The organism is Falseniella ignava (genome assembly GCF_002847645.1).
GTDB classification, from domain to species: domain Bacteria; phylum Bacillota; class Bacilli; order Lactobacillales; family Aerococcaceae; genus Falseniella; species Falseniella ignava.
In genome coordinates this window covers 83798-109995 of sequence record NZ_PKHE01000003.1, presented here as the reverse complement: position 1 = coordinate 109995, position 26198 = coordinate 83798, and the positions used below count along the sequence as shown (strand labels likewise).

Here is a 26198-nt window from a genome sequence, read left to right as displayed (position 1 = left end):
GGTGAGCTCAGAGCAAGACCAATTATCAAGCTGCTTTGGTTTGGTGGGCTCGGGGCCAGACTAATTATCGGGTAACTTTGGTTTGGTGAGCTCGATGCCAGACTAATCACCAAGCTACTTTGGTTTGGTGGGCTCGCTGCCAGACTAATTATCGCGCTACTTTGGTTTGGTGAGCTCTCTGCCAGACTAATCACCAAGCTACTTTGGTTTGGTGAGCCCGGGGCCAGACTAATTATTGGATAGATTTAGTTTGGTGAGCTCAGAGCCAGACCAATATGCCGGCTACTTTAGTTTGGTGAACTCAGTACCAGACCAATCATCAAGTGGTTTGGCTTAATTTTGATCCCCTTCCTCCTTTTATTTTCTACTCTTCAATTTGCTGTATAGTTCGAGCATCTGGTCGGTATAAGGATTCTTTTCCAATTTAAAATAATAGCCTCTCTTTTCTCGTTCTAAAGTTTTAGCAAGAATCTTGTAAATCCAACCTCTATCGAGTAGTCCATCTGAAAACCGAAAAACATCCTGTGGACGAAGCGTTTCATTCGGATAGAGCGCGCTACATTCTGCAATTAGGTAATTGATTGCCAGTTTTTTCGAAATAGTATGCCCACAATGCAAACATTTAATCGTGTGCTGCATTGATTTCACACGAAAGCTCCCACAATTCAGACAGTAAACTCCACGTTTCAACTTATTAAAGTCGACTGGATTTGTATCATGAGGACTGTGCCAATCTGCAATCTGATACGCTTTTAAAATTTCATGAAGGCTCTTCGGCGAATATGCAGAATCTCCTCCTGGCGAATTAACCATTTGTCGAAAATGCTCCCGAAGTTGGTTACGTGTCATCAGCGAAACTACGTGAGTCCCGTCCGTTTCAAAACTGCCAAAGGGATGCATAAAAACTAAATGTGGTTTAACTTCCAACATAATTTTTTCTTGATGCAATATATTTTTAAAACCCTCAACAGCACGAGTAATTTGAAACAACGGGTTGTGATTTAGACGTTTTTTATCATAGAAAATCCGTCCATCATTGATTGAGCAGTGCGCGTCGTAATTTTTTACTTCGTACAAATGGATCTCGTGCTCCGTGATTAATAGCGCATCGATTTGAACAAAAGATGGGAATTCAAAAATAAAATTCTTAACTAAAATTGAGTTGTAAGGTTTAAAATTTTCAGCGATGCGATAAAAATCTTGTTCCCCATAATAACCAGCGACTAAATTTGCTAATTTATAAGTGTCCTCTCCTCGAAAAAAACGAGAAAGGTACATATTCATTTTTTGCATAGAAATTCCTCCTTAACAATAAGTACACTGAAAGGAGTCCAAATACTTTTTTATTTTATCTTTTTGGTTAAAAAGTTTATTTGTTGGAGTGGGGTTGGTTTGGTGAGTGTGGAGCGAGACTAAAATTTGATTGATATTGGTTCAGCTCACCCGAAGCTAGACCAATCCCCAAGCTACTTTGGTTTCGTGAATCCAATACCAGACCAATTAACGCTCTACTTTGGTTTGGCGGGCTCGCTGCCAGACCAATTATCAAGCTACTTTGGTTTGGTGAGCCCAATACCAGACCAATCAACAAGCCACTTTGGTTTGGTGATCCCAGTGCCAGACCAAATATCAAGCTACTTTGGTTTGGTGAGCTCAGTGCCAGACCAATCATCAAGCTACTTTGGTTTGGTGAGCTCAGTGCCAGACCAATTATCGCGTTTCTTTGGTTTGGCAACTGCTGAGCCAGACCAATTAACGCACACTTTGGTTTGGTGAGCCCAGTACCGGACCAATCAACAAGCCACTTTGGTTTGGTGATCCCAGTGCCAGACCAATCAACAAGCTACTTTGGTTTGGTGAACACGGTACCAGACCAATTATTGGGTGGTTTTGGTTTGGTGAGCTCTGTACCGGACCAATCAACAAGCTACTTTAGTTTGGCGAGCTCGCTGCCAGACCAATTAACGCTCTACTTTGGTTTGGTGAGCTCAGTGCCAAACTAATTATCGCGCTACTTTGGTTTGGCAAACCCGATGCCAGACCAATCACCAAGCTACTTTGGTCCAGCGCACCCAGAGCCAGACTAATCCCAAATCTTTTTAGTTCACCGCCCCCACCCTAGTCTGCACACAAAAAACTCCACTGTTTCCCATAAAAACAGTGGAGTTTTTGGTTTAGAACAGGCTAAGCTGGTCTTCGTCGGGTAGGTGAGAGAGGACTTGGTGGGCGTCTAAGTATTCGATGATTGACTTTGAGGCCTTACCGCGTTTTTGCAAGTCTTCTTTCGATAAGAATGGGGCTTCTTCGCGGGCTTGGACGATTTGCTCGGCCACGTTGGCTCCTAGCCCAGGCACAGCGCGAAACGGTGGGATCAAGCTATCTCCGTCGATTACAAAGTTATGCGCTTGTGAACGGTCGATGTCTACCATCTTAAAGTGGTAGCCGCGCTCGAGCATTTCATTAGCAATCTCCAGCTCAGTCAATAAGTCTTTTTCTTTTTGTGAAGCCGCGAAGCCTTTTTCGTTAATTTCTTGGATACGCTGCTTGACCATTTCCTTGCCTTGATACATGGCTGCGAGGTCAAAGTCTTTCGCCCGGACACTAAAGTAAGCACAGTAGTAGTACATCGGGTAGTAAACCTTAAAGTAAGCGACTCGCAGTGCCATTAAGACATAAGCAGCCGCATGGGCTTTCGGGAACATATATTTAATCTTCAAGCAGGAATCGATGTACCATTCTGGCACATTGTGGGCGCGCATCTCGGCGAGCCACTCGTCGGTCAGACCGCGCCCCTTCCGGACACTTTCCATAATCTTGAAAGCCACACTGTCTTCCAATCCTTGTTGCATCAGAACAACCATAATATCATCCCGACAGCCGATGACTTCCGAGAGTGGGACAATATTTTGATTGATCAAATCTTGCGCATTTCCTAACCAAACATCCGTCCCGTGAGACAGTCCAGAAATTTGTAGCAACTCGGCAAAAGTACTTGGGCGTGTCTCAGATAGCATCCCACGTACAAAGGCTGTCCCAAATTCTGGAATGCCGAGCGTACCCGTTTCAGAACCAATCTGTTCTGGTGTCACACCAAGCACTTCAGTACCTTGGAAAATCTTCATCACTTCAGTATCGACCGCTGGAATTGAGATTGGATCGATGCCGCTCAAGTCCTGTAACATCCGAATCATCGTCGGATCATCGTGACCGAGTATATCGAGTTTCAAGACGTTGTCGTGAATTGAATGGAAGTCAAAGTGAGTCGTACGCCACTCGGATCCGGTCGCATCAGCCGGATATTGAATCGGCGTAAAATCAAACACATCCTTATAATGTGGAATAACAATAATCCCGCCCGGATGCTGGCCCGTCGTCCGCTTGACGCCTTCAATTCCCTTCGCAATTCGCTCCCGCTCTGCTTGCGGCAAGTACATTGCATGCTTCTCCAAATAGCCGTTAATATAACCGTGAGCGGTCTTATTAGCAACCGTTCCGATGGTCCCAGCACGGTAGACATAATCTACCCCGAAAAGGTCTTTAGTATAGGCGTGGGCTTGACTTTGATATTCCCCTGAGAAGTTCAAGTCGATATCGGGAACTTTATCCCCGTAAAATCCAAGGAACGTCTCAAACGGAATATCTTGCCCTTCTTTACATAGTTTTTCACCACATTTTGGACATTGTTTATCGGGCAAATCATAGCCGGATTTGGCTGAAGAACCATCGGTAAAGAACTCGCTAAATTGACACGATGGACAGTAGTAGTGCGGCGCTAAAGGATTGACCTCGGTAATTCCCGTTAAAGTCGCCACCAAACTCGATCCAACCGATCCCCTCGAACCGACTAAGTAGCCGTCATCATTACTTTTCTTCACTAATTTTTGTGAGATTAAATAAATTACCGCAAAACCGTGTTTAATAATACTATCGAGTTCTTTTTGAATTCGCGCTTCTACAATTTCCGGCAGTGGATTGCCATAGAGCTCGTAGGCTTTATTATAAGTTAACTCACGAATTTCTTCGTCAGCTCCCTCAATCACTGGTGGATATAGTTCCGAATGGATGACTTCCACCTCTTCGATTAAGTCCGCAATGTGATGGGTTGTATCGACCACAATTTGTTGGGCTTTCTCTTCCGAAATAAAATCAAACTCCGCTAACATCTCATCAGTCGTTCGGAAATGAACTGGCGGCAAGTGGATTTCACGGTTCAAGTTCGCTTTCATCGACCCCTGTAAAACTTCACGGTAAATCGCATCTTCAGGATTCAAATAATGAACGTTTCCAGTAACTACGACCGGCTTATCCAGTTCTTCTCCTAGTCGAATCATATTTTCTAAAATATGATAAACATCTTCTTGATGACGAATTAGACCGTCTTTAACCAATGGTTCATAGACACTCGGTGGCTGAATTTCAACATAGTCGTAATATTCAGCGAGTTCCTTTGCTTCGTCATACCCTTCTTGCATCATGGCGGTGAAGACTTCACCTGAGGCGCAAGCCGTTCCGATTAATAAGTCCTCGCGATATTGATTCAATAAACTGCGTGGAATTCGTGGAACACGATAGAAATAATCCACATTCGAATGTGAAACGAGCTTAAATAAGTCCTTCAAGCCCGCATTGTTTTTAACCAACAAAATGGCGTGAAACGGACGGCCTTGTTTATAGGCATCCCCTTGTCCTAACTGATTATTTAATTGATCGTGTTGGGTCATTTGGAATTGCTCTTGAGCCTGTTCCAATAATTTATAGAGCAAATAGCCTGTCGCTTCCGAGTCGTAGACCGCTCGGTGATGGTGCTCTAAGTGAATATTGTAGCGCTTGACCAATTGACCTAACCCGTGCGAACCGAAATTCGGATTCACGAGACGCGATAATTCCAGCGTATCGATGGCTGGCTGAGGTGTCGCATCAAGTCCGATTTTATCGTAAGATTTCATAATAAAATTAATATCAAATTTCGCATTGTGTGCGACTAGAATACTTCCTTGAGCAAAAGCTTGAAACTTCCCTAAGACGTCGGCTAATTTTGGTGCATCCTTCACGTCATGGTCGGTAATACTGGTCAGTTGGGTAATATTCGCTGGAATCGGGTAACCAGGGTTGACAAACGTCTCAAAGCGATCAATCACTTGCCCGCCTTGCATCTTGACGGCCCCAATTTCAATGATATCGTCATAAATAGCAGAAAGTCCGGTCGTTTCAATATCGAAGACCACATAGGTAGCCTCCGCTAATTCGATCGGTGCACTCTCATAAGCCACTTCCGCTCCATCGTTCACAATATTGGCTTCAAGCCCATAAATCACTTTAATACCGGCGTCTTTACCTGCCACATATGCTTCGGGGAACGCTTGAACCCCACCGTGATCCGTGATCGCAATCGCTTTGTGTCCCCAAGCAGCAGCCTGTTTAATTAAATCTTTGGCAGAGTTGGTCGCATCAAGTTGACTCATTTGCGTATGGGCATGCAACTCAATCCGACGACAATCTTCAGGCGCTTGATCTTGACGCGAGGCTTTTATAATTTTACGAATACTGCGCGGGGCAAAGGTTAATTCATTCGAGAAACGGTCAATGGTTACGTCCCCTTCCGCTCGAATCCATTCTCCTTCCTTAAACTGCTCTAACTTTTCTAATGGATTGCGTCGATTGGAGAACATCTTCAACGTAATCGAACTTGTATAATCCGTTAGATTCATCATTAACAGGTGCGACCCCGAACGAAGTGCACGTAAGTCAATACTAAAGATACGTCCTTCAATGACCACGTTATTTTGCGGTTGATCTAATTCAACAAGCGGAATCGCTAACTTATTCGAAGGTTCACGCCCAATCAATAAATCTTCATCTTGTGGCGCTTCTTTGTGCGGCGCTTGTTGTTCACGTGCTTTTTCAATTTCAAGCGCAGCAATTCGATTGGCTTCGTCTTCTTCATTCAAACGTTGCAATGTTTTTTGCGACATTTGTTCATAGCGCGTCTCATCCAAATAGACTTCAAAAGTATAATCAGCTAGCCCCGCTTGTTTAAACCTTGCTAATAATAGTGGTTCGTAATGCGTCTGGAAAGTTTGAATATATTGAGCACTTGGTACACCCAGCCGGATCATTGAGGGGTCAACCATTAAAGCACTTTGGTGTAACATGGTTCTTAATAACGGTAAATCACTGGCACAAGAGTGCATAATTGCTTGAGCATACGCAGCTAACGACTGAGACGTTGGCGTTTCTTGGTATTCCCACCAAATTTCAACCGAACCCATTTGTTGGAAATATTCCCGCATCACTTGTTCAAAATACACAAACTGATCGACGGGTACTTGATTCGGTGTTAAAAAATGAAAATGCCAAGTCCGAGACTGAACTAACATCTCAACTTTTGTTAATTCTGTTCGAGATAAAGTTTCCAGCAAGTCTGAATCATTAATCTTTAAGTGATCTAATAATAATTCAAATAAGTGCCGATTTTTCGACATAAATCCCCCTCCTATTCGCTAAGTTCAAATGAAAACAGGCATTTCGTTTCAGCGAGATGCCTGATAATATTTGACTAGAAAAATGCTCTCATAATATCATTCCAAGTAACGGCAATCATTAAAATAATCATAATGACCGCACCAATCAAGGTGATTATACCTTCTTTCGATTGGGAAAGTGGCTTGCCTCGAACGAGTTCAATTAAGTTTAAGACAATCTTACCGCCATCCAGCGCTGGAATTGGGAATAAGTTGACTGCCCCAATATTCGCTGATAGCATCGCTAAGAACCATACCATCGTACTGAAGCCTGATTGAACGACTTGACCGGTCATTTGAGCAATCGCGACTGGACCCCCAAGATTATTTAAGTTAAATCCTCGGACAAACATGCCGCCAATCATCGCCAATACGCCGGTAGCAACTTGCCATGTCTCACTAAACCCATAGGCTAGTTTATCTAAAAAGCCGGTCTTGCGCGATACATGAATACCAATTTGACCGTAGGATTGCTCGGTTGCTTCATCGATCACTTTGTTAATTGTAATCATTTCTTCATGGGTTGCACCGTCCCGTTCATAGCTAATCGGCACTGTCTCACCCGGTAATTGTTTAATTTGACTAATTAGTTCTTGCCAATTATTCACCGATTGGTCATTGATTGATACAATCCGGTCTCCAGCGACTAAGCCGGCCGCTTCAGCAGGCGAACCTGCAACAACGTCTCCAACCGTATTCTCATTACTTGGAATTCCCCCAACCAAAAAGGCAAATAACGTAAAGCAAACAATCGATAATAAAAAATTATTCACAGGACCCATCACATTGGTTAAAATTTTACTTGATACTGAAGCCGCCTCATAGCGTTGCTCGTAAGGCGCTACCCGCAAGCTCGTACCGTCGGGCTGAATAATCCGACAATCTGGGGAAACTGAATAAACTTGCATTTCCTCTTGCCCCACCGGGAGCCCTTCAATCGTCATTTGATGAACTAAATCAAAATCATTCACCCGAATCGGTAAACTTTCGTCCGACACATGTTGACGTAGATCAATCGCTTGGACAATCCCTGCCTCATCTAAAGTCAAACTCACTTCCATACCCGGCTGAATCTCTTCCTCTTCATAGAGTCCAGCTAGACGCACATACCCCCCAAGCGGCAACATCCGTAAGGTATAAGTCGTTCCTTGATCATCTTGCGTTGAGAAAAGTTTCGGACCCATCCCAATCGCAAACTCACGCGCTTGAATCCCACGCTTACGCGCCATTAAGAAGTGACCTAATTCATGAATAATCACGATAATCGAAAATATCACTAAAAATACAATCATTGTTTTCAAATCCGACACCTAACCTATCTTGTAAAATTTACCCATAACATTAAGATAATACTCGCAAACAATGTACTATCAAACCGGTCTAAAATACCTCCATGACCGGGAATCAATCGTCCCGAATCTTTCACTTGGAAATGACGCTTCATCGCAGACTCTACTAAGTCACCAAATTGTCCAATAAATGAGACTGCAACAATTAAGAACCAGTTGGTCTGATTAATTGCGATGGGAGGCTGAACCGTATAGAGATAGATAATCCCTACAATTAATGCAATAACGGTTCCTCCAAACGCTCCTTCAATCGTCTTATTTGGACTAATCTTTGGCGCTAACGCTTGCTTACCAATCGCTCGCCCAACACAGTAAGCGCCAATATCCGTCGCCCAAACAATCGCGAATAAAAACATTAACGAAGATAATCCCGCATCTCGCATTCTAATTAACGTCTGAAAGCCAAGGCCGAGATAAAACATCGCTAAGACGAGAACAGCTGCTTTTTCAATATTAAATCGTTCTGGATCAAACACCGTGATTGTCATTAAAGCAACCATTGAGATATAGAGAACATTCTGTGTCATCCCTGTTGTAACCCAGCTTGGCCAATAATAGTGCGGAATTAAAACGGCTGTCAAACCAAGCGAAGAGATAAAGCCGATATAACTTTGGTAATTCAGCTTCATCATCGAACAAAATTCTTGCATGCCAATTAAGCCTAATAACCAAATAAATAACATAAAGTACGTTCCCCCCAATAGTATGAAAGGAACAAACACGCATAGCGCCGCAATGGCGCTAATCACGCGCACTTTCATATGAGACCCTCCTCTTCTAGACTAAAGCTTCCCATAACGACGATGGCGTTCAGCGTAACTTGCTAAAGCTAGTTCAAATTCTTTCTCTTTAAAATCAGGCCAATAAACGTCGGTAAAATAAAATTCACTATATGCTGCTTCCCATAGCAAAAAGTTACTTAGACGTAATTCACCACTCGTTCGAATAATTAAATCAGGACATTGTAATTCCCCTAACTTTGCAGTCGCTAAATTTCGACTCAATCGCTCTTCAGTTAGTGGCTGCGTAGCACCTTCCTCTATATATTGGTTGACCGCATGGACAATATCATAACGTGCCCCATAGTTAATCGCAAAATTCAAAATCATGCCATCACAATGCGCTGTCCGCTGACGTGCCTCTTCGATGGCTGATTGGGTCTTATCCGGCAGCTGCTCGAGAGCACCGATTGCTTGAATTTGAATGTTATTTTCAATCGCTTCAGGAACAAATTTTTCAAAAAACTCAAAAGGCAATTCCATTAAATAGTTAACTTCTGCTTCCGGTCGATTCCAGTTTTCCGTTGAAAAAGCATAAAGCGTTAGAACTTCGATGCCCTTCTGACTTGCTATAGCCGCTATCGTACGAATATTTTTAGCACCTTCTCGATGACCAACGTTCCGTGGCATCCAGCGTTTTTTTGCCCAGCGACCATTGCCATCCATGATCATCGCAACGTGCTGAGGGACCTTGTTTGGATTCATAATATCATCTTTCTGAATGTTTTCTCGTTTGCTTTATCGAATTCTATCTAATTATAGCAAACTATTCGCTATGTGAGAAACATTAAACGAATTCATTCGATTCATTTCTTGATTCGCAATAAAAAAACCCTTCAAAAACGAAGGGATAATCATTTATAAATAACTTATTTCGCGTCATATTGATCGAATCGGTAATAAGGACGGAATTCTTCCGGCGCCTGTTCTACCGTTAAGCGATGGACAACCAATTCTGCTGAATCCTTTGAAGTTTCACCATTCCAACTAAATAAAAAGCGAAAATCAATATGGTGATGGACACCTTCGGCTTTGGCAGGATTAGCGGGAATTGAATGTTGATTAATATCAATCAACTGACCTGAAATGGATGGATTCAAGCGATAACCTGTCTCCTCATGAAACTCACGACGAGCGGCCTCCTCAAAGGTCTCGCCCACTTCGACATGACCTGCGGGTAATAACAATCGGTGCAAATAAGGATGTTCAATAAAGAATGCACGACCATGTTGACAAACAAAAGCTGACGCAGTAAAGTGTAGCTTCGTTGAACGGTCAATCAATGATTCAGCGGAAAGTTGTTCAATTTGCTCCGCCATCGCCATTAATTGTGCTTGATCCACCCAAGGATAAGCTTGTTCTTTTACTTGTTCGATTGCTACTTTCGCAGCTTCTTTAATATTCATCACGCCACATCCTTCTGACGCATTTAATAAGGTGGAATGACCCCAATATAATAATCGGATCGTGTTGTCGGTCTAACGCATCAGTTACAGCCTCTCGTGGATCCGTAAAGGTTGGCGCTTCAATGCCTTCTGCTTTAAATATTTTTGCTAATTCATCAACTGGTAATGTTCGCTCTGGGAAATCCGGTTGCGTCAAGATAAAATCTGCATCAAGTTGATCCAACAAATGCACCATCGCAGTTACATCTTTATCCTTGAGAAAACCACAGATAACGTGTAGGCGTTGTCCCTTAAATTCACGTTGCAATGTTTCAACCGTTGCAGCAACAGCATCCAAATTATGGCACGCATCCAAAATGATCGTCGGCTCAGAGCTTACACGTTCATATCGACCAGGGAGTGAAATCTCTTTTAACACTGTTTTTAAATGATCCGGATCCAATACATATCCTTGCGCTGTTAACCAAGCTTGATAGAACAACATCGCCGTAGTTAAATTCTCAGCTTGAAAATTCCCGCGCAAGCCTAATTGCATCTTAAAAGGTTCCACGTTTGGTAGTGCGACTTGATAAGTCGATCCCTCTTGCAATTTTGTTAAAGGCTTTGCTAAATAAATCCACGAATTATCGAATTCGTCGGCTCGCTCAATCAACGCCTTAACAACCTCTGGCTGCTGGTTAGGTGCAATAATCACGGTCTGATTCGGACGCATAATTCCGGCTTTTGTCTGAGCAATCTCTTCAATGGTGTCCCCTAGTAAGTTCACATGATCAAGCCCAATCTTTGTGAAAATGCTATACTCACTTCGCCCAATCGCATTGGTGGCGTCCAATTCGCCGCCTAAGCCACATTCTAGCACAACCCAATCACACGCTTCTTGCGCAAAGTAACACAGCGCAACGACAAAGGTTAATTCAAACTGGGATAATCGCTGCTCGTCCGGAAGATTTAACCCAGACTCAACTTGCGAAATTTTATTGAGCAAGACTTGAAATGTTGACGCATCTATAAGTTGTCCATCTACTTGAACCGACTCACGTTCGCTATATAAATGCGGACTTGTAAATAACCCGACCCGCATTCCGTGACTTCTTAGAAGTTGGGCAATCATAGTCGATGTAGACCCTTTCCCATTCGTTCCAGCTAAATGGACGATCTTAACTTTTTGGTCAGGATTGCCTAAAGCTTGAATCACTTGGCGAAGGGGTGCCAAACGGTCTCCCTGACCATAAAGCATGGCAGGAATCTGTTCAGATAAATCAGACATTATTGACCCACCCTCGGAATTGATTGTAAGAATTCATTACGTAATTGCGCATTATTCTTGAATTCACCAGCATAGAAAGTCGTTCGAGTCGTTGAATTCACTTTTTGAACTCCGCGCATCTCGACACACATATGGCGTGCATCTACGATCACTGCTACACCACGCGCTTTGGTAATATCCATTAGAATTTGACCGACATCACGGGTAATATTTTCTTGAACGTTCAATTTTCGTGAGACGTAATCCACTAGACGTGGGATTTTGGATAAGCCAATAATTTGTCCCTCAGCCGGTAAATAAGCTACTGATACGGTACCAAAGAAAGGTAACATATGGTGCTCACACATTGAGTAAAATGGAATATTATTGACCGAGACCATTTCATTATCTTCACAAAATTCTGTAGGGAACATTTTCCCTTCAGTAAATTCACTTAAACGAGTGGAACCCGTAATAAAGTCTAATGCTTTGGCTACTCGTTTTGGTGTTTCGACTAACCCTTCACGATCTGGATCTTCTCCAATCTCAATCAAAATCTCACGCACTAACTCCTCAATTTTCGTTAAATTCATTTCTGTCATTTACTTCACTCTTTCTATGCTTTGATCTGTATTTGATTCTAAGTGTTCGATGGCTTGTTGGACTTTCTCAAATTGGTAAAAGTCCGCATCGATAATTTCTACTAACGGTACTAATACAAATAAACGGTTAAACACTTCTGCATGGGGAATCGTTAATTTTGGATCGGGCATCAATACTTTATCGAAGAATAAAATATCGATATCGATCGTACGAGGCCCCCAATGAATTAGGCGTTTACGATGTAATTGAGATTCAACTTGATGGATATACTCGAGCAATTCATACGGATCGAGTGACGTCTCAATATGCATCGCTTGATTAATAAAGTCATCTTGTATTACGCCTCCCACCGGTGAAGTTTGATAATCGCCAGATACTTTGATGACGTTAATTTGTGGGTGTTGTTCGAGTAATGTTTGAGCTTTTTGCAAGTTCCCTTGCCGATCACCCATATTCGAACCTAAACTTAAATATACTTGATGCATTGCTTACGCCTCCAATTCAATCTCGGCACTGTCCAAAATTCCTTCAATCGGCAGTTGAAGTTTGCGGACATTGACTTTCACTTTCTCAATTTTATCTGGACTAGCTTTTTTGATTAGCTTCACAATATCAAATGCCAGCGTCTCAATCAGGTCAGCTCGAGTTTCTTCAATATAAGCCGCAATAATATCATAGAAATGCGCATAAGAGACTGTCTCATCTAATTGGTCTTGTTGAATTTCATTTTTAATCGTTACAGTTAAATCAATCGCAATCCGTTGTCCCAACACTTTCTCTTCTGGAAACACCCCAATATGCGAGTGAAATAGCATATTATTTAATTTTATTTTAAACATAGTCTCTCCTTACTTTTTCTGATAAGCTCCAAAGTTTTGATCCTCTAATTGATCGGCTAAGCGAATATTCGACCCAATTAGACTAGCAATAACGTGCTCTTGCGCGACATGCACCCGAACGACTTCGACCCCCATATAAGCAGCAATCGCCGTTAAGGAGGCAGAAGCTTCATCACGCAGTTTAAATCCTTCTTCCGTTTCAGTATCGACATTATAGCCCGCTTCAGCTAACGTATTTTGAATAAATCGTTTGCGCGAAACACCTAAAAAGCATGGATAGCCCCAACGGTGAATTTGTCCGACTTCTTTAACCAGATGATAGTTTTCTCGTTTGGTTAAGCCAAAACCAATGCCTGGATCTAACATCAGACGGTCCGATGAGAGCCCCGAATTTTGGGCGATTTCTAACGTTTTATCGAAATAAATTTCCATTAAAGCTAAGTCATCTAATGTCGCAAAGTCTTCTAACTCCTTGGCCGAAAAAATCCCTTCAGCACCAAACTGCGGAAAAATCTTCGCGGACGGATGATCGGGTCTAACAATCACCGGATTAAACATCGCAATACAACCGACATTTGAAGAAGCAATCACTTGCGCCATGTTGGGGTCTCCAAGTAGTCCGGTAATATCATTAATGATATCCGCCCCGGCTTCAATCGCAGCTTTAGCTACGGGTGCTTTCCAAGTATCTATTGAAATAATCACATCGGATTGTTCACGTAATTGGCGAATCACAGGAACGACGCGATTAATTTCTTCTTCGATTTCGACATAGGTTGACCCTGGCCGAGTCGACTCCCCGCCAATATCAATCATCTGACATCCAGCTTCGATTAATTCCATAGCGCGGTTAACTGCCTTCTCTACGCCAAACCATTGGCCACCATCGGAGAAAGAATCCGGTGTGACATTGACGATACCACAAATCATCGTAGAATCGCCATGACGAATCACCGAATCTTTAAAGTAAAAGTCTTGAACTTTATCTTTTATTTTCATCTATATCCCTCAAATTCTTATGAATTCATCAGAAAAAGAGCACCTTAGTTATACTAAGGTGCCCCCGCAACCGATAACAGCGGAGGCAATGGCCGACCGCGCGCACGAAGCACTTCGTCCACTGGCAACATCCCATCCAGTGGCACTTAACGTAGACCATTTACTCTGTTCTTACTTCTTCATTGTAGACGTTTTGTCACCGTATTACAAACATAAAGGCTAGCTAAATCAAGGTTATTTGTCGGATACATCGGCCTTTTTGATACATCGGCATAATTATGATAGCACTATCAAAGATTGTGAAAAAAATTCAATGCGTTGTACCATTGATTACTCCTAATTATCATTTTATTCTTCATGCACTAATTGATAATATGAAATTCATGATTGAAACCGTTTTTTTGTGTGGTATGATATTATAAAGCTAAATATTTATAGCTTTACAATTTTGCAAGGTTTATTAGAAAGGAATGAAGTAGATGAAAAAGCGATGGATAAAGTTTTGTTTACTACTGATGAGCGTTGTTATGATAAGTTGGCATATCGATTCTGTTGAGGCGAAAGAAATCAATTACGCCGATTTTATTGGCACCTATCAAGTTGATAAAGATTCACAGTTACAATATCTGGAAATCACTGAAGATGCTGTCATATTATATTCTAACGAATATAACCCATTTGGTGCGGTTGAATCGAAGGATCCTTATCACTTATTACTAGAAGCGATTTACAATTTGATCGTTAATCCACATTTATCTTCCTATGTTGATCCAACGGATCAGCAAGATTCACCTGAAGTCACAATCGAATGCCTTCCATATGATGATGAGTCTGCGAAAGAATTTACTTTTGAAACCGACTATCTCACCCGCATAGAAGCGGAACCCGACTACTTTATTTCAAAATCCACTGAAAAATTTAAGATTAAACTTAACCAGAATCATGCTTCGCTCTTACTTCAACTTAACGAAGACGGAGACTTAGAAGACACGGAATCACAAATTACTTTCAAACGAATTGACGTTCCGACGGAATAAAATTCTTACAAAATAAAAGACAGCACGCTGAACCATCAGCGTGCTGTTTGTATGATAAAAGATTAGTCGTTCATAATTTCGTCGATTTTTTCTTCGGCCAATTTATCGATTTCTTTGGTTGATTGGTCAGTAATTTTTTGAATTTCTTCTTCGTAGTTACGTAATTCGTCTTCGGTTAATTCTTTGTTCTTTTCAGCTTTTTTCGCTTCATCGATACTATCACGACGAATATTACGAACTGCGATTTTCGCATTTTCTTGTTCTTTACCAACAACTTTGGATAATTCTTGACGACGCTCTTTTGTTAGCGCAGGAATAATCAGACGAATCACATTCCCATCGTTTGAAGGGGTGATACCGACATCACTTTGAAGAATCGCTTTTTCGATTTCGCCTAGACTTGATTTGTCATAAGGTGTAATCACGAGCATGCGCGCTTCTGGGCTTGCGATACTTGCTAATTGGTTCAATGGCGTAGGCGCTCCATAATATTGGACTTGCACTCGGTCTAAAATTGACGCATTAGCGCGTCCAGCACGAATCGTTCCAAGTTCACGTTGGAATGATTCAATTGATTTACTCATACGCTCACGTGTTGTTTTTAATAATTCACTTGAGTTCATAATTTCCTCCTGAATAAGTTGTATCTTAATAAGTTAATTATATATTACGGCTGACTGTAGTTCCAATGTTTTCGCCCATCACCGCACGGCGAATATTACCAGGTTCGTTAAGATTGAAAACAACTAATGGGATGTCATTATCCATACTTAATGAGCTAGCTGTAGCATCCATCACTTTCAATCCTTTATTAATCACATCTAGATGTGTTAAATTCTCATATTTTTGAGCTTGTTCGTTAAAGCGTGGATCTGAATCGTAGACACCGTCTACATTATTTTTTGCCATTAAGATGACATCCGCATTCATTTCAGCTGCACGAAGCGCAGCTGTTGTATCTGTCGTAAAGAATGGATTCCCCGTTCCCCCAGCAAAGATGACAACACGCCCTTTTTCTAGGTGACGGATCGCACGACGACGAATATAGAGTTCGGCAACTTCACGCATTTCGATTGAAGTTTGGACGCGGGTCGGAACTCCTTCGTTTTCCAACACATCTTGTAAAGCTAGAGCATTCATTACTGTGGCTAACATCCCCATGTAATCAGCTTGCGAGCGTTCCATGCCCATTTCTTCACCGATTTTTCCACGCCAAATATTACCTCCGCCTACAACGACCGCAATTTCAACGCCCAAATCGTGAACAGATTTAAACTCTTCAGCCATTAATTTTAAGGTTGGTGGATGAATCCCAAATCCTTGTTCACCTGCCATGGCTTCGCCACTTAACTTCAGTACGACCCGATGATACTTCGGTGTTTCACTCATCTCATTACATCCTTTCTTGTCTTTGAAAAAAGTCCCAGCGAACTGGGACTGGATCGATTAATTATTGTTTCATTTGTTGAGCGACTTCTTCAGCGAAGTTGTCTTGGCGTTTTTCCATGCCTTCTCCAACTGTGTAGCGGATGAATGTTTCGATGGTTCCACCTTTATCTCCAACATACTTACCAACCGTTACATCGTTATCTTTAACGAATGGTTGCTCAGTTAAGCTGATTTCGCCTAAGAATTTATGCATACGTCCGTCGATCATTTTTTCAACGATGTTTGCTGGTTTACCTTCATTTAGGGCAATTTCAGTTTGGATTTTCTTCTCATGTTCTACAACATCAGCTGGAACTTCATCTGGTGAAGTGTAACGAGGTTTCATCGCTGCAACGTGCATTGATACGTCACGTGCTACATCTTCGTCTGCTAAGCCTTTAATTAAAGTAATAACAGAGATTTGACCATTGTTATGGCTGTATGCACCAAATGAGTCGCCATCTTCTTTCGTTAATAAATCGAAACGACGGAATGAGATTTTCTCACCAATTGTGTTTGTCGCATCCGTAATTAAATCTGCAATGCTCTTACCATCGATTTCAACCGCTAAAGCAGCATCTAAATCAGCAGGTTGCGCTTTAACTAAAGCTTGAGCAATATCATCAACTAATTTAACGAATTTTTCGTTCTTAGAAACGAAGTCTGTTTCTGAGTTGATTTCAACGATTGCTGCGTGATTTCCATCAATTGCCATCGCAGATAAACCTTCAGCCGCAATACGGTCTGCTTTCTTAGCAGCCTTTGCTAGTCCTTTTTCACGTAGGTGGTCGATTGCTTTCTCGATGTCGCCTTCTACTTCAACGAGAGCTTTCTTCGCATCCATCATACCTACACCGGTTAAATCACGTAACTCTTTAACTAATTGCGCTGTAATTTTTGCCATTTGAGTTCCTCCTATAAATTTTATCTTAATAAAAACTGTCTTAACACAGGGCTAGGTACCTCTACCTGTGCATGCGTCCTGAATTAAGACAGTATCTTCGTTACTTATAAATTATTCTGCTGATTCCTCAGTCGACTCTTCATTTGTTTCTTCTGTTGATTCTTCTGATTCGAATAAGTTATCAAAGAAATCTTTATCTGAAGACTCTTCGCTACCTTCTTCATGGCTTACACCTTGATTACCTTCAACCACTGCATCAGCGATTGCTGTTGTAATTAATTTGATAGCACGAATTGCATCATCGTTAGATGGAATCACATAATCCACTTCTTCAGGGTCACAGTTTGTGTCAACCATTCCTACAAGTGGAATATTTAATTTGCGTGCTTCTTTCACTGCAATTTGCTCTTTACGTGGGTCTACAATGTAGATCACGTCTGGTAAGCGTGGCATATCTTTAATTCCGCCTAAGTTTTGCTCTAAACGATCTAATTCTTTACGTAATTCTTGAACTTCTTTCTTAGGTAATACATCGAAAGTTCCGTCTTGTTCCATTTCTTCAATGCGTTTTAGACGTTTAATACTTTGTTGGATGGTTTCCCAGTTCGTTAACAATCCACCTAACCAACGATGGTTGATGTAATATTGTCCTGAACGTTTCGCTTGCTCTTCAATGGATTGAGCTGCTTGTTTCTTCGTTCCTACGAATAATACAATTCCACCATTTGAGACTTCATCACGTACAAAGTTGTATGCTTTGTCAACTAATTTCACGGTTTGTTGTAAATCGATAATGTAGATACCATTACGCTCTGTAAAGATGTAAGGTTTCATTTTTGGATCCCAACGACGTGTTTGGTGTCCGAAATGAACACCGGCTTCTAACAATTGTTTCATTGAAATAACTGCCATAATATTTCTCCTTTTTGGTTTTTATTTTCCTCCGAATAATTCATCTCATTCACTGACTCGTGAGAGTACCCAGTAAATCATCCTTATTCGTGTGAATTTGGTGTTTTAACACCGTTAGTAATCATACCTTAAATAGACGTGGATTACAAGCCTTATCAAGGTGTTTGTTAATTTTTTTCATCGTTTTTGACTTCTTTTTCACGATAAAGTTCCGAACTGTTCTTCATGACTTCGGATAATTCTTGTTCGGGCGAAATTGAAGCGCCACGATCACGACGATAGGCTATGTCGCGGTGGATAATCGCAGATAGAGCCGAGAACAATGGAACAAAAAGAATCATCCCCGGAATTCCGAATAATCCCCCACCAATGGTCACGGCAACAATAACCCATAGCGCAGGGAGGCCAATCGAATCTCCCACGACACGTGGATAAAGTAAATTTCCTTCGATCTGGTTCACCATAATCATAAAGACTACGTATCCTAACGCTTGAATCGGCGATTGGACAAAAATCAACATGAAACCAATTCCTGTTGCAATAAATGCCCCAATATAAGGGATGAGTGCTGTAACTCCGGTTAGGACCCCAAGCATTGCCGGGTATGGGAAGCGCAGTAGGAATAAACCTACAGCAACCATAACCCCTTCAATCGTTGCGGAAGTAAGTGTTCCAACAAAGAAGCCTTTGAATGAATCATTTAAAATACGTGCTACATACATAATTTGATTATGTAAACGTGAAGGCAGATAAGTCTCGGATAATAATACGAGTTGATATTGTAACTTCTCTTTATTCGAAAGCATAAAAATACTTAAAACAAAGGATAAAAAGAAATTGAAAATAAAACCTACCGTATTCCCAATCGTTGAAATGGTTCCATCGATGACGTTACTAGTGATGGAGTTCAAGAAACTGATTGCATTTTGTGTAATACTATTCCAATTGAAGTTTAGCTGTCCCAATACTTCTTGTAATTGTGGGAAACGTTCTTCAAGCGACATTCCCCAATCCCGTATGCTCATGATGAAATTCGGTAAAGTATTAATAATCATTGAGATAACCCCAATTAATTGGGGAATAACTAAGTAAAATACTAAAAAGATAAAGAGTAAAATAACAATGATCGACGTTGCAATACTTACAGGTCGCCGTGTTCGTTTTACCCAAGTATCCTCACGGTCCGGGAAATAAATTTCCTCAATCTTAGTCATCGGAATATTTAAAATATAAGCCATCGCGGCGCCAATAATAATTGGCATTAATACCGCAATTAAATGATTAAATGTCGCTAGGACGTTACCAAAATAACGGATTAAAAGAAACAACAAGCCACTGAATAAAATAATTTTAATAATAGATTTTTCTGTCTTTTCTGGTTCACGAAAGAATGACATCTGATTCCTCCTTTCTATTCTAATATGTATAAACTAACTGAAAAAAACATAAATTTCAATCAAAAAAACAACAGACTGGCAGAAAAACTACCAGTCTGAGTCATTCTATTAGATTAATTTAAAATCTAACTGATGTTCACTAAGTTCGACATCCACCGTCGCATGTGGAGGAACCTCGCCAGCAATAATGCGTTTAGCAAGCGGCGTCTCCAATTCTCGTGTAATAAAGCGCTCAAGCGGACGTGCTCCGTAAATTGGGTCATAACCATTATCAGCGATCCAATCAATCGCAGACGGCTCCATTTGAAGATGAATATCTTGTCCTTCAAGACGTAAGGTCAATTGGTTAATCATCTTATGGACAATGCCTGTCATATCTTCTCTTGTTAATGGTTTGAATAGCACGGTATCATCGATACGATTTAAAAATTCAGGTTTAAAGTGTGCTTTAAGTTCAGCTTGAACCGCATTTTGTGCACTTTCTTCGATGGTCCCATCTTCATTCAATCCATCTAAGAGCAAATGACTACCGATGTTACTTGTCATAATGATGACCGTATTTTTAAAGTCAACTAAATGCCCTTTCGAATCGGTTAATCGACCATCATCCAGTACTTGTAATAAAATATTAAAGACATCTGGGTGAGCTTTTTCAATCTCATCAAGAAGTACAATCGTATATGGGCTACGACGTACTGCTTCGGTTAATTGTCCTCCTTCTTCATGTCCTACATAGCCTGGAGGTGCTCCCACTAAGCGTGATACGGTATGTTTTTCCATATACTCACTCATATCAATTCGGATCATATGATCTTCTGAATTAAAGAGTGCTTCAGCCAATGCTTTTGCTAATTCCGTCTTACCAACTCCAGTAGGTCCTAAGAATAGGAAGGAGCCAATCGGTTTCCGTGGATCTTGGATGCCTGCTCGCGATCTTAAGACGGCTTCATAGACTTTATTCACCGCTTCATCTTGTCCGATTACTCGTTCTTTTAAAGTTTCATCGAGTGTTAGCAATTTAGCTCGTTCCCCTTCAACAATTTTATTGACAGGAATCCCGGTAATCCGACCAACAACTTTTGCAATTTCTTCTTCTGTAACCGATTCTTGGGTTAAGCGTGAATCAACGTATTCTTCAGCTTGATGTTCTTCTAAATCCGCTAATTCTTTTTCAAGTCCTGGAATGACACCATGTTGCAGTTGCGCTGCCCGCTCTAAATCATATTGAGCTTGGGCATTTTCTAATTCACGACGTGCTTCATCAAGTTCTTCCCGTTTATCACGGACTTGATTAGTTGCTGCTTTCTCAACTTCCCAACGTGCTTTGAGTTGGCTTGCTTCTTCGCGTAAGTTTGCAATCTCTTCTTTAAGGTCTTCCAGACGTTTCATACTTGCTTTATCTGATTCTTTCTTCAAAGCAGCTTCTTCAATTTCTAACGTCATCAGACGACGATTGACTTGGTCAATTTCTGTTGGCACAGAGTTTAATTCCATTCGGATGGTCGCACACGCTTCATCTACTAGGTCAATCGCTTTGTCAGGTAAGAAACGATCGGTAATATAGCGATCGGATAAGACGGCTGCTCCGACTAACGCATTGTCATGAATATTAACCCCATGATGAATTTCAAAACGTTCTTTCAATCCTCTCAAGATAGAGATCGTATCTTCAACATTCGGTTCTTTCACCATCACGCGTTGGAAACGACGTTCCAAAGCTTTGTCTTTTTCAAAGTTTTGGCGATATTCTTCAATGGTTGTGGCTCCGATACAATGCAATTCTCCACGAGCGAGCATTGGTTTAAGTAAGTTCCCTGCATCCATCGAACCTTCTGTCTTACCAGCTCCAACAATGGTATGGATCTCATCAATAAAGAGAATGATTTCACCATCCGCATTTTTCACTTCTTTTAAGACAGCTTTCAAACGCTCTTCAAATTCGCCGCGATATTTGGCGCCCGCAATCAAAGCCCCCATATCCAAGCTATAGATTACTTTGCCTTTTAAATTCTCTGGCACATCGTTTCGAATAATCCGTTGAGCTAAGCCTTCGATAATCGCGGTCTTACCAACCCCCGGATCCCCGATTAAGATTGGATTATTTTTAGTTTTTCTTGAGAGAATTCGAATCACATCTCGAATCTCTTCGTCCCGTCCGATAATCGGATCGCTCTTGTTCGATTTCATCGCTTCATTTAAGTTAATTGCATATTGTTTTAAGGCATCATAAGTTGCTTCTTGGTTTGGTGAGTTCACAGACTCCCCTCCTCTCAATGTTTCAATTTTTTCATTTAAAATTTCTTCCGTAATACCATGTTCTACTAAATATTGCGTAATTGGTTGATTTGGTTGACGATACAAAGCCAATAACAGGACGTCTATCGAGAGATAGGTATCTCCTTTTTCCGTTGCAATTTGGTTTGCATCTTGTAATAATCGATTTAAATTTTGTGAAATAGTCTGTCCGTATTGAATATTGCTGCCGGTGACTACGGCTATTTTATCTAACTCTTGCTCGACGACTTGTTTTAATCCATCCATCGGAACTTGTAAATCTTGGTAGAGTTGATATGCATAATGATCACTTTGCATGAGTACGCGCCACACATGCGCAATATCAATCGCTTGATGATGACGTGTCTGGGCAATTTGTTGCGCATCCGCTATTGTTTGTTGCACCAGTGTCGTATATTGTTCCATCCTGTTCACCACCTTATTTTTTTCTGTCGTTCATCGACTGACCTTAGTATACCAAAAAGGTCAAGATTGGTCAATAATATTTTGACTTTATTTGACCTTTATTTTTATGGTTAAAAAAACTGCAGGACGTATCCTGCAGTCTGTAATGATTAATGATGATGTCGCTTAAGTTTGCGCTCCGCTTCAAGTTGTTGGTAATATTTGAGTTCAAAGCGATGCTTATCTTGTTGTTGTTTATTCAAGAAGTTACCGATGACTCGAGTAGATTGAATGATATTAACAAATGCTTCTGGATCTCCTTGCGCAATCGCCATCTGTAAATCATATAACTCATACTGGTTAACTACAATCATTAAGGTGCTATTAGGTTCTCGACTATAGCCTCCGCGCCCATCAAGAATGGTCACCCCACGGCGAAGTCGGGCAAAGATGCTGTCGAGTACGGCGTCCACATGATCGGTCACAATAAAGACCGTTAAGCGCTTCTCATTGGTATGAATGAAGTTAATACAGCGTGCTGACGCATACATGGAAATTAAGGTATAAAGTGCATATTCCCAACTATAAATATTTCCAGCAAAAGAGATAATAATTAAGTTAATTAATAAGTTTACCGATCCGACGTTGACCCCAGTTGCGCGGAATACTACCACTGAAATAATATCCGTTCCCCCAGCTGAAAGACCAAAACGAACGGCCGTCCCCACTGCAATACCTCCGAGAACGCCCCCCATAATCCCATTAAGTAATGGATTTTCAGAAACTTGCGTCACTGGAATAATGGATGAGAAAAATGAAATCCCGAACACCACACAAAGCGTTAAAAAGGTGAATCGTTTACCTAATTTTATAAACGCTAAGGTAATAATTGGAATGTTCAGTATTAAGTTCAATTGACCAGGTAAAATCATATTCGCCCAAGGCGTGTAATGATTAATAAAATAACTTAAAATTTGGGCAAACCCCATTAATCCTCCGGAATAAATATGCCCTGGTAATAGAAATTTATTCATGGCAATTGAATAAACGATTGAAGAAAACAACACGACCAGTAATGCGACAATATTTTCCACGAATGGATACTTATTCGTAATTCTTCCTAACATTTGTCTTTTAATCCTCTACTCTAATTTGTAATTGAACCTGATTCGCCCAGGTTCGCGATTAAATCTTTTTGCAATCCTTTCGCAATTTGCGATCCCATTACTAAAGTTTGGTATAATGGTTCAATATCTTCTCCCACTCGCATCAACGTACGCAAGAAGATTTCCCCATCACCTGCTAAATGTAGTGCATAATAACCTGTTTTCATTTCATTTAATTGATTAATTGTGGTGAGTGCGGTCGCTTCCTTACTACGTTCTGTGAGTAAGTGAACATGGCGGAAAATAATTTGACTATCAACGTATGGCATGTCTGCCTGTTGAATAATAATTTCTGCGACAAGTACACGTTCTTTTGTCAGTCGATAGGTCACCCGATATAGTCGATGCCCTTCTTCAATTTCCATCGAATTAAAAGGAATATCAAGCTCATTTAATTTTTCTTCGAAATGCTCATGAATTATAGACATATTCAGCCTCCAATAATAATAGTGATTTCAGTATACCATTAAATTCAAAGCAAGTGTATCCATTTCATAACAAACAGATGAGAATCCAACAACAAAAAACATCCCAGTTTCCTGGGATGTTGATTGATTTGATTAACGACGCTCAGCAATACGTGCAGAACGACCTGATAAGTTACGAATGTAGTATAACTTAGCACGACGTACTTTACCACGACGTGTTACTTCAATCTTTGCAACGCGTGGTGTATGTACTGGGAAAGTACGTTCAACACCTACACCGTTAGAAATCTTACGAACAGTGTAAGTTTCACTAATACCATGTCCACGACGTTTAATGACTAAACCTTCGAAGATTTGCACACGCTCGCGCTCACCTTCAACGATTAATGCGTGAACACGCACGTTATCTCCAGGACGGAATTCTGGAATATCAGAACGTAATTGTCCTTCAGAGATTTTAGCAATAATTGGATTGATACTCATATATTTTCTTCTCCTTCCGACAAACAATCATAAATTAATTCAATCATAATTTAGCGGATTATCGTGATAGCATAGTCCTTTAGACTACTTAGTTTATTATACAGAATTTTCTTTTAATGTAAAGGGTAAATTAGTGAGCAGACAGACTTTCTAGCCATTTTTTCTCTTCTTCCGTTAATTTGGCCGTTTCGAGTAAATCAGGTCGATTCAAATAGGTTCGACGTAAGGCTTCTTGACGACGCCATGCTTCAATCCGCTGGTGGTGTCCACTTAATAAGACTTCTGGCACTTCTTTGCCTCTAAAATTAGCTGGACGAGTGTACTGCGGATACTCTAATAAAGAAGATTGATGGGATTCCTCTTGAATGGACTGATGATTGCCAATGGCTTCTGGAATCAATCGGACCGTGGCATCAATCATTGCCATAGTGGGTATTTCCCCATTGGTTAACACATAATCTCCCATAGACACTTCATCGGTAATATAATCTCGAATGCGGTGATCAAATCCTTCATAGTGCCCGCAAATAAAGATTAAGTGGTCTTCTTTTGACCATGCTTGAGCCTTGGCTTGATTAAAAGGCTCTCCCGCTGGATCCGTCAGGATCACCCGAGCATGTGAGTAATTTTCAATCTGTTCGAGTGCCTGCACAATCGGTTCTACCCGGAGTAACATTCCTGCCCCGCCGCCATAAGGATAATCATCCACATGACCGTGCTTATTGACTGCATACTCTCTAAAATTATGTAAATGAAAATCTAAAATCTCACGTTCACGTGCAAGTTTCATCATTGAATGCTCTAACGGTGCAAACATCTCTGGAAAAAGTGTGAGAACATCAATTCGCATCGTCAATAAGTCCTTCCATCAATTCTACTGTTACCCGCTGATTGGTTAAGTCAACTTCTTTCACTACATCTCCGATATAAGGTAAGAGAATATCACGCCGGCCAGCTTGAGCCGGTTTAACTACCCAGACATCATTCGATCCTAAGGCAAGAATCTCTTTAATTTGACCTAAATGTTCACCACCGACTGTATAGACTTTCAAGCCTTCAATTTGGTGATAATAGTAGTGATCCTCTTCAAGGGCCTGCTGTTGAGAGGCTTCGATCGCTAACCAACTCCCCTTATAGCACTCGACTTGATTAATATCTTGGTATTCTTCAAAAGCAACGATATAACTGCCTTTATGTTGCCGGGCTGACTGAACCGTGACAGCAATCGGTTGATCATCTTTTAAAATATAAAGTGTTGCGCCTTGAGCTAAGCGCTCCTCTGGAAAATCACTGTCAACGATGACTTTAACTTCTCCTCGAATACCAAAGGTATTCACTAGGCGTCCAATTTTATAATATGTCATTTCCAGCTCCTTTTTCATCAAAAAACTGCCAAAACAAAAGCCTCGGCAGTCGTAATATTATTCATCTTCTAGTTGGTCGGTTGCATCATCTTGAACGATAATTTTGGAGCGTTTTTGCCCGCGTTGACGAATGCTATAAACAATCGTACGAATCGAACGAATAACTCGTCCGCGACGCCCAATAACACGCCCAATATCTTCTGGATTTAAGTGTAAATGATACTCGGTAAATTCTTCACCTTCAACTACTTTAATTTCAAAATCCTCTGGAAACTCAATCAATGGTTCAATCATCGTTTGAATTAAGGCTTTAATATCTAACATGTTTTATCACCCTTTATGAGTCAGATTATTTTTTTGTTTTAGAATCGTGGAATTTTTGCATAATTCCTTCTTTAGAGAATAAATTACGAACAGTATCGGATGGTTGCGCACCATTACCTAACCATTTCAATGCTAATTCTTCGTCGATTTTCAATTCTTTTGGTTCAGAAACTGGGTTATAAAAACCAATTTGCTCGATAATTCGACCATCACGTGGTGAACGTGAGTCTGCCACTACAATACGGTAGAATGGGTTTCTTTTAGAACCTAAACGTTTCATACGAATTTTTACTGCCATGTCGTCACCTCCTCAAATCAATATCACAAGGAATAA

Annotated in this window: 27 protein-coding genes and 1 riboswitch; of the genes, 3 read left to right on the top strand and 24 right to left on the bottom strand. The window is 40.9% G+C overall.

Annotation, left to right across the window (positions count from 1 at the left end; all coding sequences use genetic code 11):
• Positions 1 to 357: 357 nt before the first annotated feature.
• Positions 358 to 1293, bottom strand: coding sequence for an NERD domain-containing protein (locus CYJ57_RS02115; protein ID WP_101953888.1), 936 nt, complete (start codon positions 1291 to 1293; stop codon positions 358 to 360).
• A gap of 126 nt (positions 1294 to 1419) precedes the next feature.
• Here CYJ57_RS02115 and CYJ57_RS02110 point away from each other — a divergent pair, with 126 nt between their 5' ends.
• Complete coding sequence (locus CYJ57_RS02110) at positions 1420 to 1776, top strand: hypothetical protein (RefSeq protein ID WP_101953887.1); 357 nt, start codon at positions 1420 to 1422, stop codon at positions 1774 to 1776.
• Positions 1773 to 2003, top strand: a complete 231-nt coding sequence (locus CYJ57_RS07740; protein WP_143826734.1) for a hypothetical protein — start codon at positions 1773 to 1775, stop codon at positions 2001 to 2003. Before CYJ57_RS02110 ends, CYJ57_RS07740 begins: the two co-directional genes overlap by 4 nt.
• A 171-nt stretch (positions 2004 to 2174) precedes the next feature.
• Here the strand turns inward: CYJ57_RS07740 and CYJ57_RS02105 are convergent, their stop codons facing one another.
• The 10 genes from CYJ57_RS02105 to folP all read right to left on the bottom strand — a co-directional run bounded on the left by CYJ57_RS02105 (position 2175) and on the right by folP (position 13742).
• The gene (locus CYJ57_RS02105) at positions 2175 to 6482 is read right to left on the bottom strand and encodes a PolC-type DNA polymerase III (protein ID WP_101953886.1); all 4308 of its coding nucleotides are present in this window, start codon (positions 6480 to 6482) and stop codon (positions 2175 to 2177) included.
• A gap of 74 nt (positions 6483 to 6556) precedes the next feature.
• A complete protein-coding gene (gene rseP / locus CYJ57_RS02100; protein WP_101953902.1) occupies positions 6557 to 7813 on the bottom strand; it encodes an RIP metalloprotease RseP in 1257 nt (418 codons plus the stop codon).
• 23 nt (positions 7814 to 7836) lie between these two features.
• On the bottom strand, positions 7837 to 8631 hold the full coding sequence (locus CYJ57_RS02095; protein ID WP_101953885.1) for a phosphatidate cytidylyltransferase: 795 nt from the start codon (positions 8629 to 8631) through the stop codon (positions 7837 to 7839).
• 21 nt (positions 8632 to 8652) lie between these two features.
• Positions 8653 to 9372 (bottom strand): undecaprenyl pyrophosphate synthase, encoded by a 720-nt coding sequence (locus tag CYJ57_RS02090; protein ID WP_280522412.1) that lies wholly within the window; start codon positions 9370 to 9372, stop codon positions 8653 to 8655.
• A gap of 146 nt (positions 9373 to 9518) precedes the next feature.
• Positions 9519 to 10055 carry an NUDIX hydrolase gene (locus CYJ57_RS02085; RefSeq protein ID WP_101953883.1) on the bottom strand — a complete coding sequence of 179 codons (537 nt, stop codon included), beginning with the start codon at positions 10053 to 10055 and terminating at the stop codon, positions 9519 to 9521.
• A complete protein-coding gene (locus tag CYJ57_RS02080; protein WP_180764353.1) occupies positions 10045 to 11322 on the bottom strand; it encodes a bifunctional folylpolyglutamate synthase/dihydrofolate synthase in 1278 nt (425 codons plus the stop codon). The genes CYJ57_RS02085 and CYJ57_RS02080 overlap by 11 nt, the downstream gene beginning before the upstream one ends.
• Positions 11322 to 11903 carry a GTP cyclohydrolase I FolE gene (folE, locus tag CYJ57_RS08090; RefSeq protein ID WP_101953881.1) on the bottom strand — a complete coding sequence of 194 codons (582 nt, stop codon included), beginning with the start codon at positions 11901 to 11903 and terminating at the stop codon, positions 11322 to 11324. The genes CYJ57_RS02080 and folE overlap by 1 nt, the downstream gene beginning before the upstream one ends.
• Positions 11904 to 12389, bottom strand: a complete 486-nt coding sequence (gene folK / locus CYJ57_RS08085; protein ID WP_101953880.1) for a 2-amino-4-hydroxy-6-hydroxymethyldihydropteridine diphosphokinase — start codon at positions 12387 to 12389, stop codon at positions 11904 to 11906. It abuts the gene before it with no gap.
• Positions 12390 to 12392: 3 nt separating this feature from the next.
• Complete coding sequence (gene folB, locus CYJ57_RS02065; RefSeq protein WP_101953879.1) at positions 12393 to 12743, bottom strand: dihydroneopterin aldolase; 351 nt, start codon at positions 12741 to 12743, stop codon at positions 12393 to 12395.
• A 9-nt stretch (positions 12744 to 12752) separates the two neighbouring features.
• Positions 12753 to 13742, bottom strand: a complete 990-nt coding sequence (gene folP / locus CYJ57_RS02060; RefSeq protein ID WP_101953878.1) for a dihydropteroate synthase — start codon at positions 13740 to 13742, stop codon at positions 12753 to 12755.
• A 75-nt stretch (positions 13743 to 13817) separates the two neighbouring features.
• A riboswitch (THF riboswitch) is annotated at positions 13818 to 13912 on the bottom strand.
• Between the two features lie 357 nt (positions 13913 to 14269).
• Here folP and CYJ57_RS02055 point away from each other — a divergent pair.
• Complete coding sequence (locus CYJ57_RS02055; RefSeq protein ID WP_244896566.1) at positions 14270 to 14779, top strand: hypothetical protein; 510 nt, start codon at positions 14270 to 14272, stop codon at positions 14777 to 14779.
• A 62-nt stretch (positions 14780 to 14841) separates the two neighbouring features.
• On the opposite strand, the gene frr is transcribed toward CYJ57_RS02055, so the two are convergent.
• From frr to rpsP, 13 genes are all read right to left on the bottom strand, one after another.
• Positions 14842 to 15402 (bottom strand): ribosome recycling factor, encoded by a 561-nt coding sequence (gene frr, locus CYJ57_RS02050; RefSeq protein WP_101953876.1) that lies wholly within the window; start codon positions 15400 to 15402, stop codon positions 14842 to 14844.
• 37 nt (positions 15403 to 15439) lie between these two features.
• A complete protein-coding gene (gene pyrH, locus CYJ57_RS02045; protein WP_006701171.1) occupies positions 15440 to 16168 on the bottom strand; it encodes a UMP kinase in 729 nt (242 codons plus the stop codon).
• A gap of 61 nt (positions 16169 to 16229) precedes the next feature.
• Positions 16230 to 17111, bottom strand: a complete 882-nt coding sequence (gene tsf / locus CYJ57_RS02040; protein ID WP_006701170.1) for a translation elongation factor Ts — start codon at positions 17109 to 17111, stop codon at positions 16230 to 16232.
• A 111-nt stretch (positions 17112 to 17222) separates the two neighbouring features.
• Complete coding sequence (gene rpsB, locus CYJ57_RS02035) at positions 17223 to 18023, bottom strand: 30S ribosomal protein S2 (RefSeq protein ID WP_101953875.1); 801 nt, start codon at positions 18021 to 18023, stop codon at positions 17223 to 17225.
• A gap of 167 nt (positions 18024 to 18190) precedes the next feature.
• Complete coding sequence (locus tag CYJ57_RS02030) at positions 18191 to 19420, bottom strand: AI-2E family transporter (protein ID WP_101953874.1); 1230 nt, start codon at positions 19418 to 19420, stop codon at positions 18191 to 18193.
• A gap of 108 nt (positions 19421 to 19528) precedes the next feature.
• Positions 19529 to 22120 (bottom strand): ATP-dependent chaperone ClpB, encoded by a 2592-nt coding sequence (gene clpB / locus CYJ57_RS02025; protein ID WP_101953873.1) that lies wholly within the window; start codon positions 22118 to 22120, stop codon positions 19529 to 19531.
• Between the two features lie 149 nt (positions 22121 to 22269).
• Positions 22270 to 23226, bottom strand: coding sequence for a YitT family protein (locus tag CYJ57_RS02020; RefSeq protein ID WP_101953872.1), 957 nt, complete (start codon positions 23224 to 23226; stop codon positions 22270 to 22272).
• A 20-nt stretch (positions 23227 to 23246) separates the two neighbouring features.
• On the bottom strand, positions 23247 to 23693 hold the full coding sequence (locus CYJ57_RS02015; protein ID WP_101953871.1) for a hypothetical protein: 447 nt from the start codon (positions 23691 to 23693) through the stop codon (positions 23247 to 23249).
• Between the two features lie 132 nt (positions 23694 to 23825).
• The gene (gene rplS, locus CYJ57_RS02010) at positions 23826 to 24176 is read right to left on the bottom strand and encodes a 50S ribosomal protein L19 (protein WP_006701164.1); all 351 of its coding nucleotides are present in this window, start codon (positions 24174 to 24176) and stop codon (positions 23826 to 23828) included.
• Between the two features lie 130 nt (positions 24177 to 24306).
• Positions 24307 to 25026 carry a tRNA (guanosine(37)-N1)-methyltransferase TrmD gene (gene trmD, locus CYJ57_RS02005; protein ID WP_101953870.1) on the bottom strand — a complete coding sequence of 240 codons (720 nt, stop codon included), beginning with the start codon at positions 25024 to 25026 and terminating at the stop codon, positions 24307 to 24309.
• Positions 25016 to 25540 (bottom strand): ribosome maturation factor RimM, encoded by a 525-nt coding sequence (rimM, locus tag CYJ57_RS02000; protein WP_006701162.1) that lies wholly within the window; start codon positions 25538 to 25540, stop codon positions 25016 to 25018. The genes trmD and rimM overlap by 11 nt, the downstream gene beginning before the upstream one ends.
• 57 nt (positions 25541 to 25597) lie before the next feature.
• Positions 25598 to 25864 (bottom strand): KH domain-containing protein, encoded by a 267-nt coding sequence (locus CYJ57_RS01995; RefSeq protein WP_101953869.1) that lies wholly within the window; start codon positions 25862 to 25864, stop codon positions 25598 to 25600.
• A 25-nt stretch (positions 25865 to 25889) separates the two neighbouring features.
• Positions 25890 to 26162, bottom strand: a complete 273-nt coding sequence (gene rpsP, locus CYJ57_RS01990; protein WP_006701160.1) for a 30S ribosomal protein S16 — start codon at positions 26160 to 26162, stop codon at positions 25890 to 25892.
• Positions 26163 to 26198: the final 36 nt, after the last annotated feature.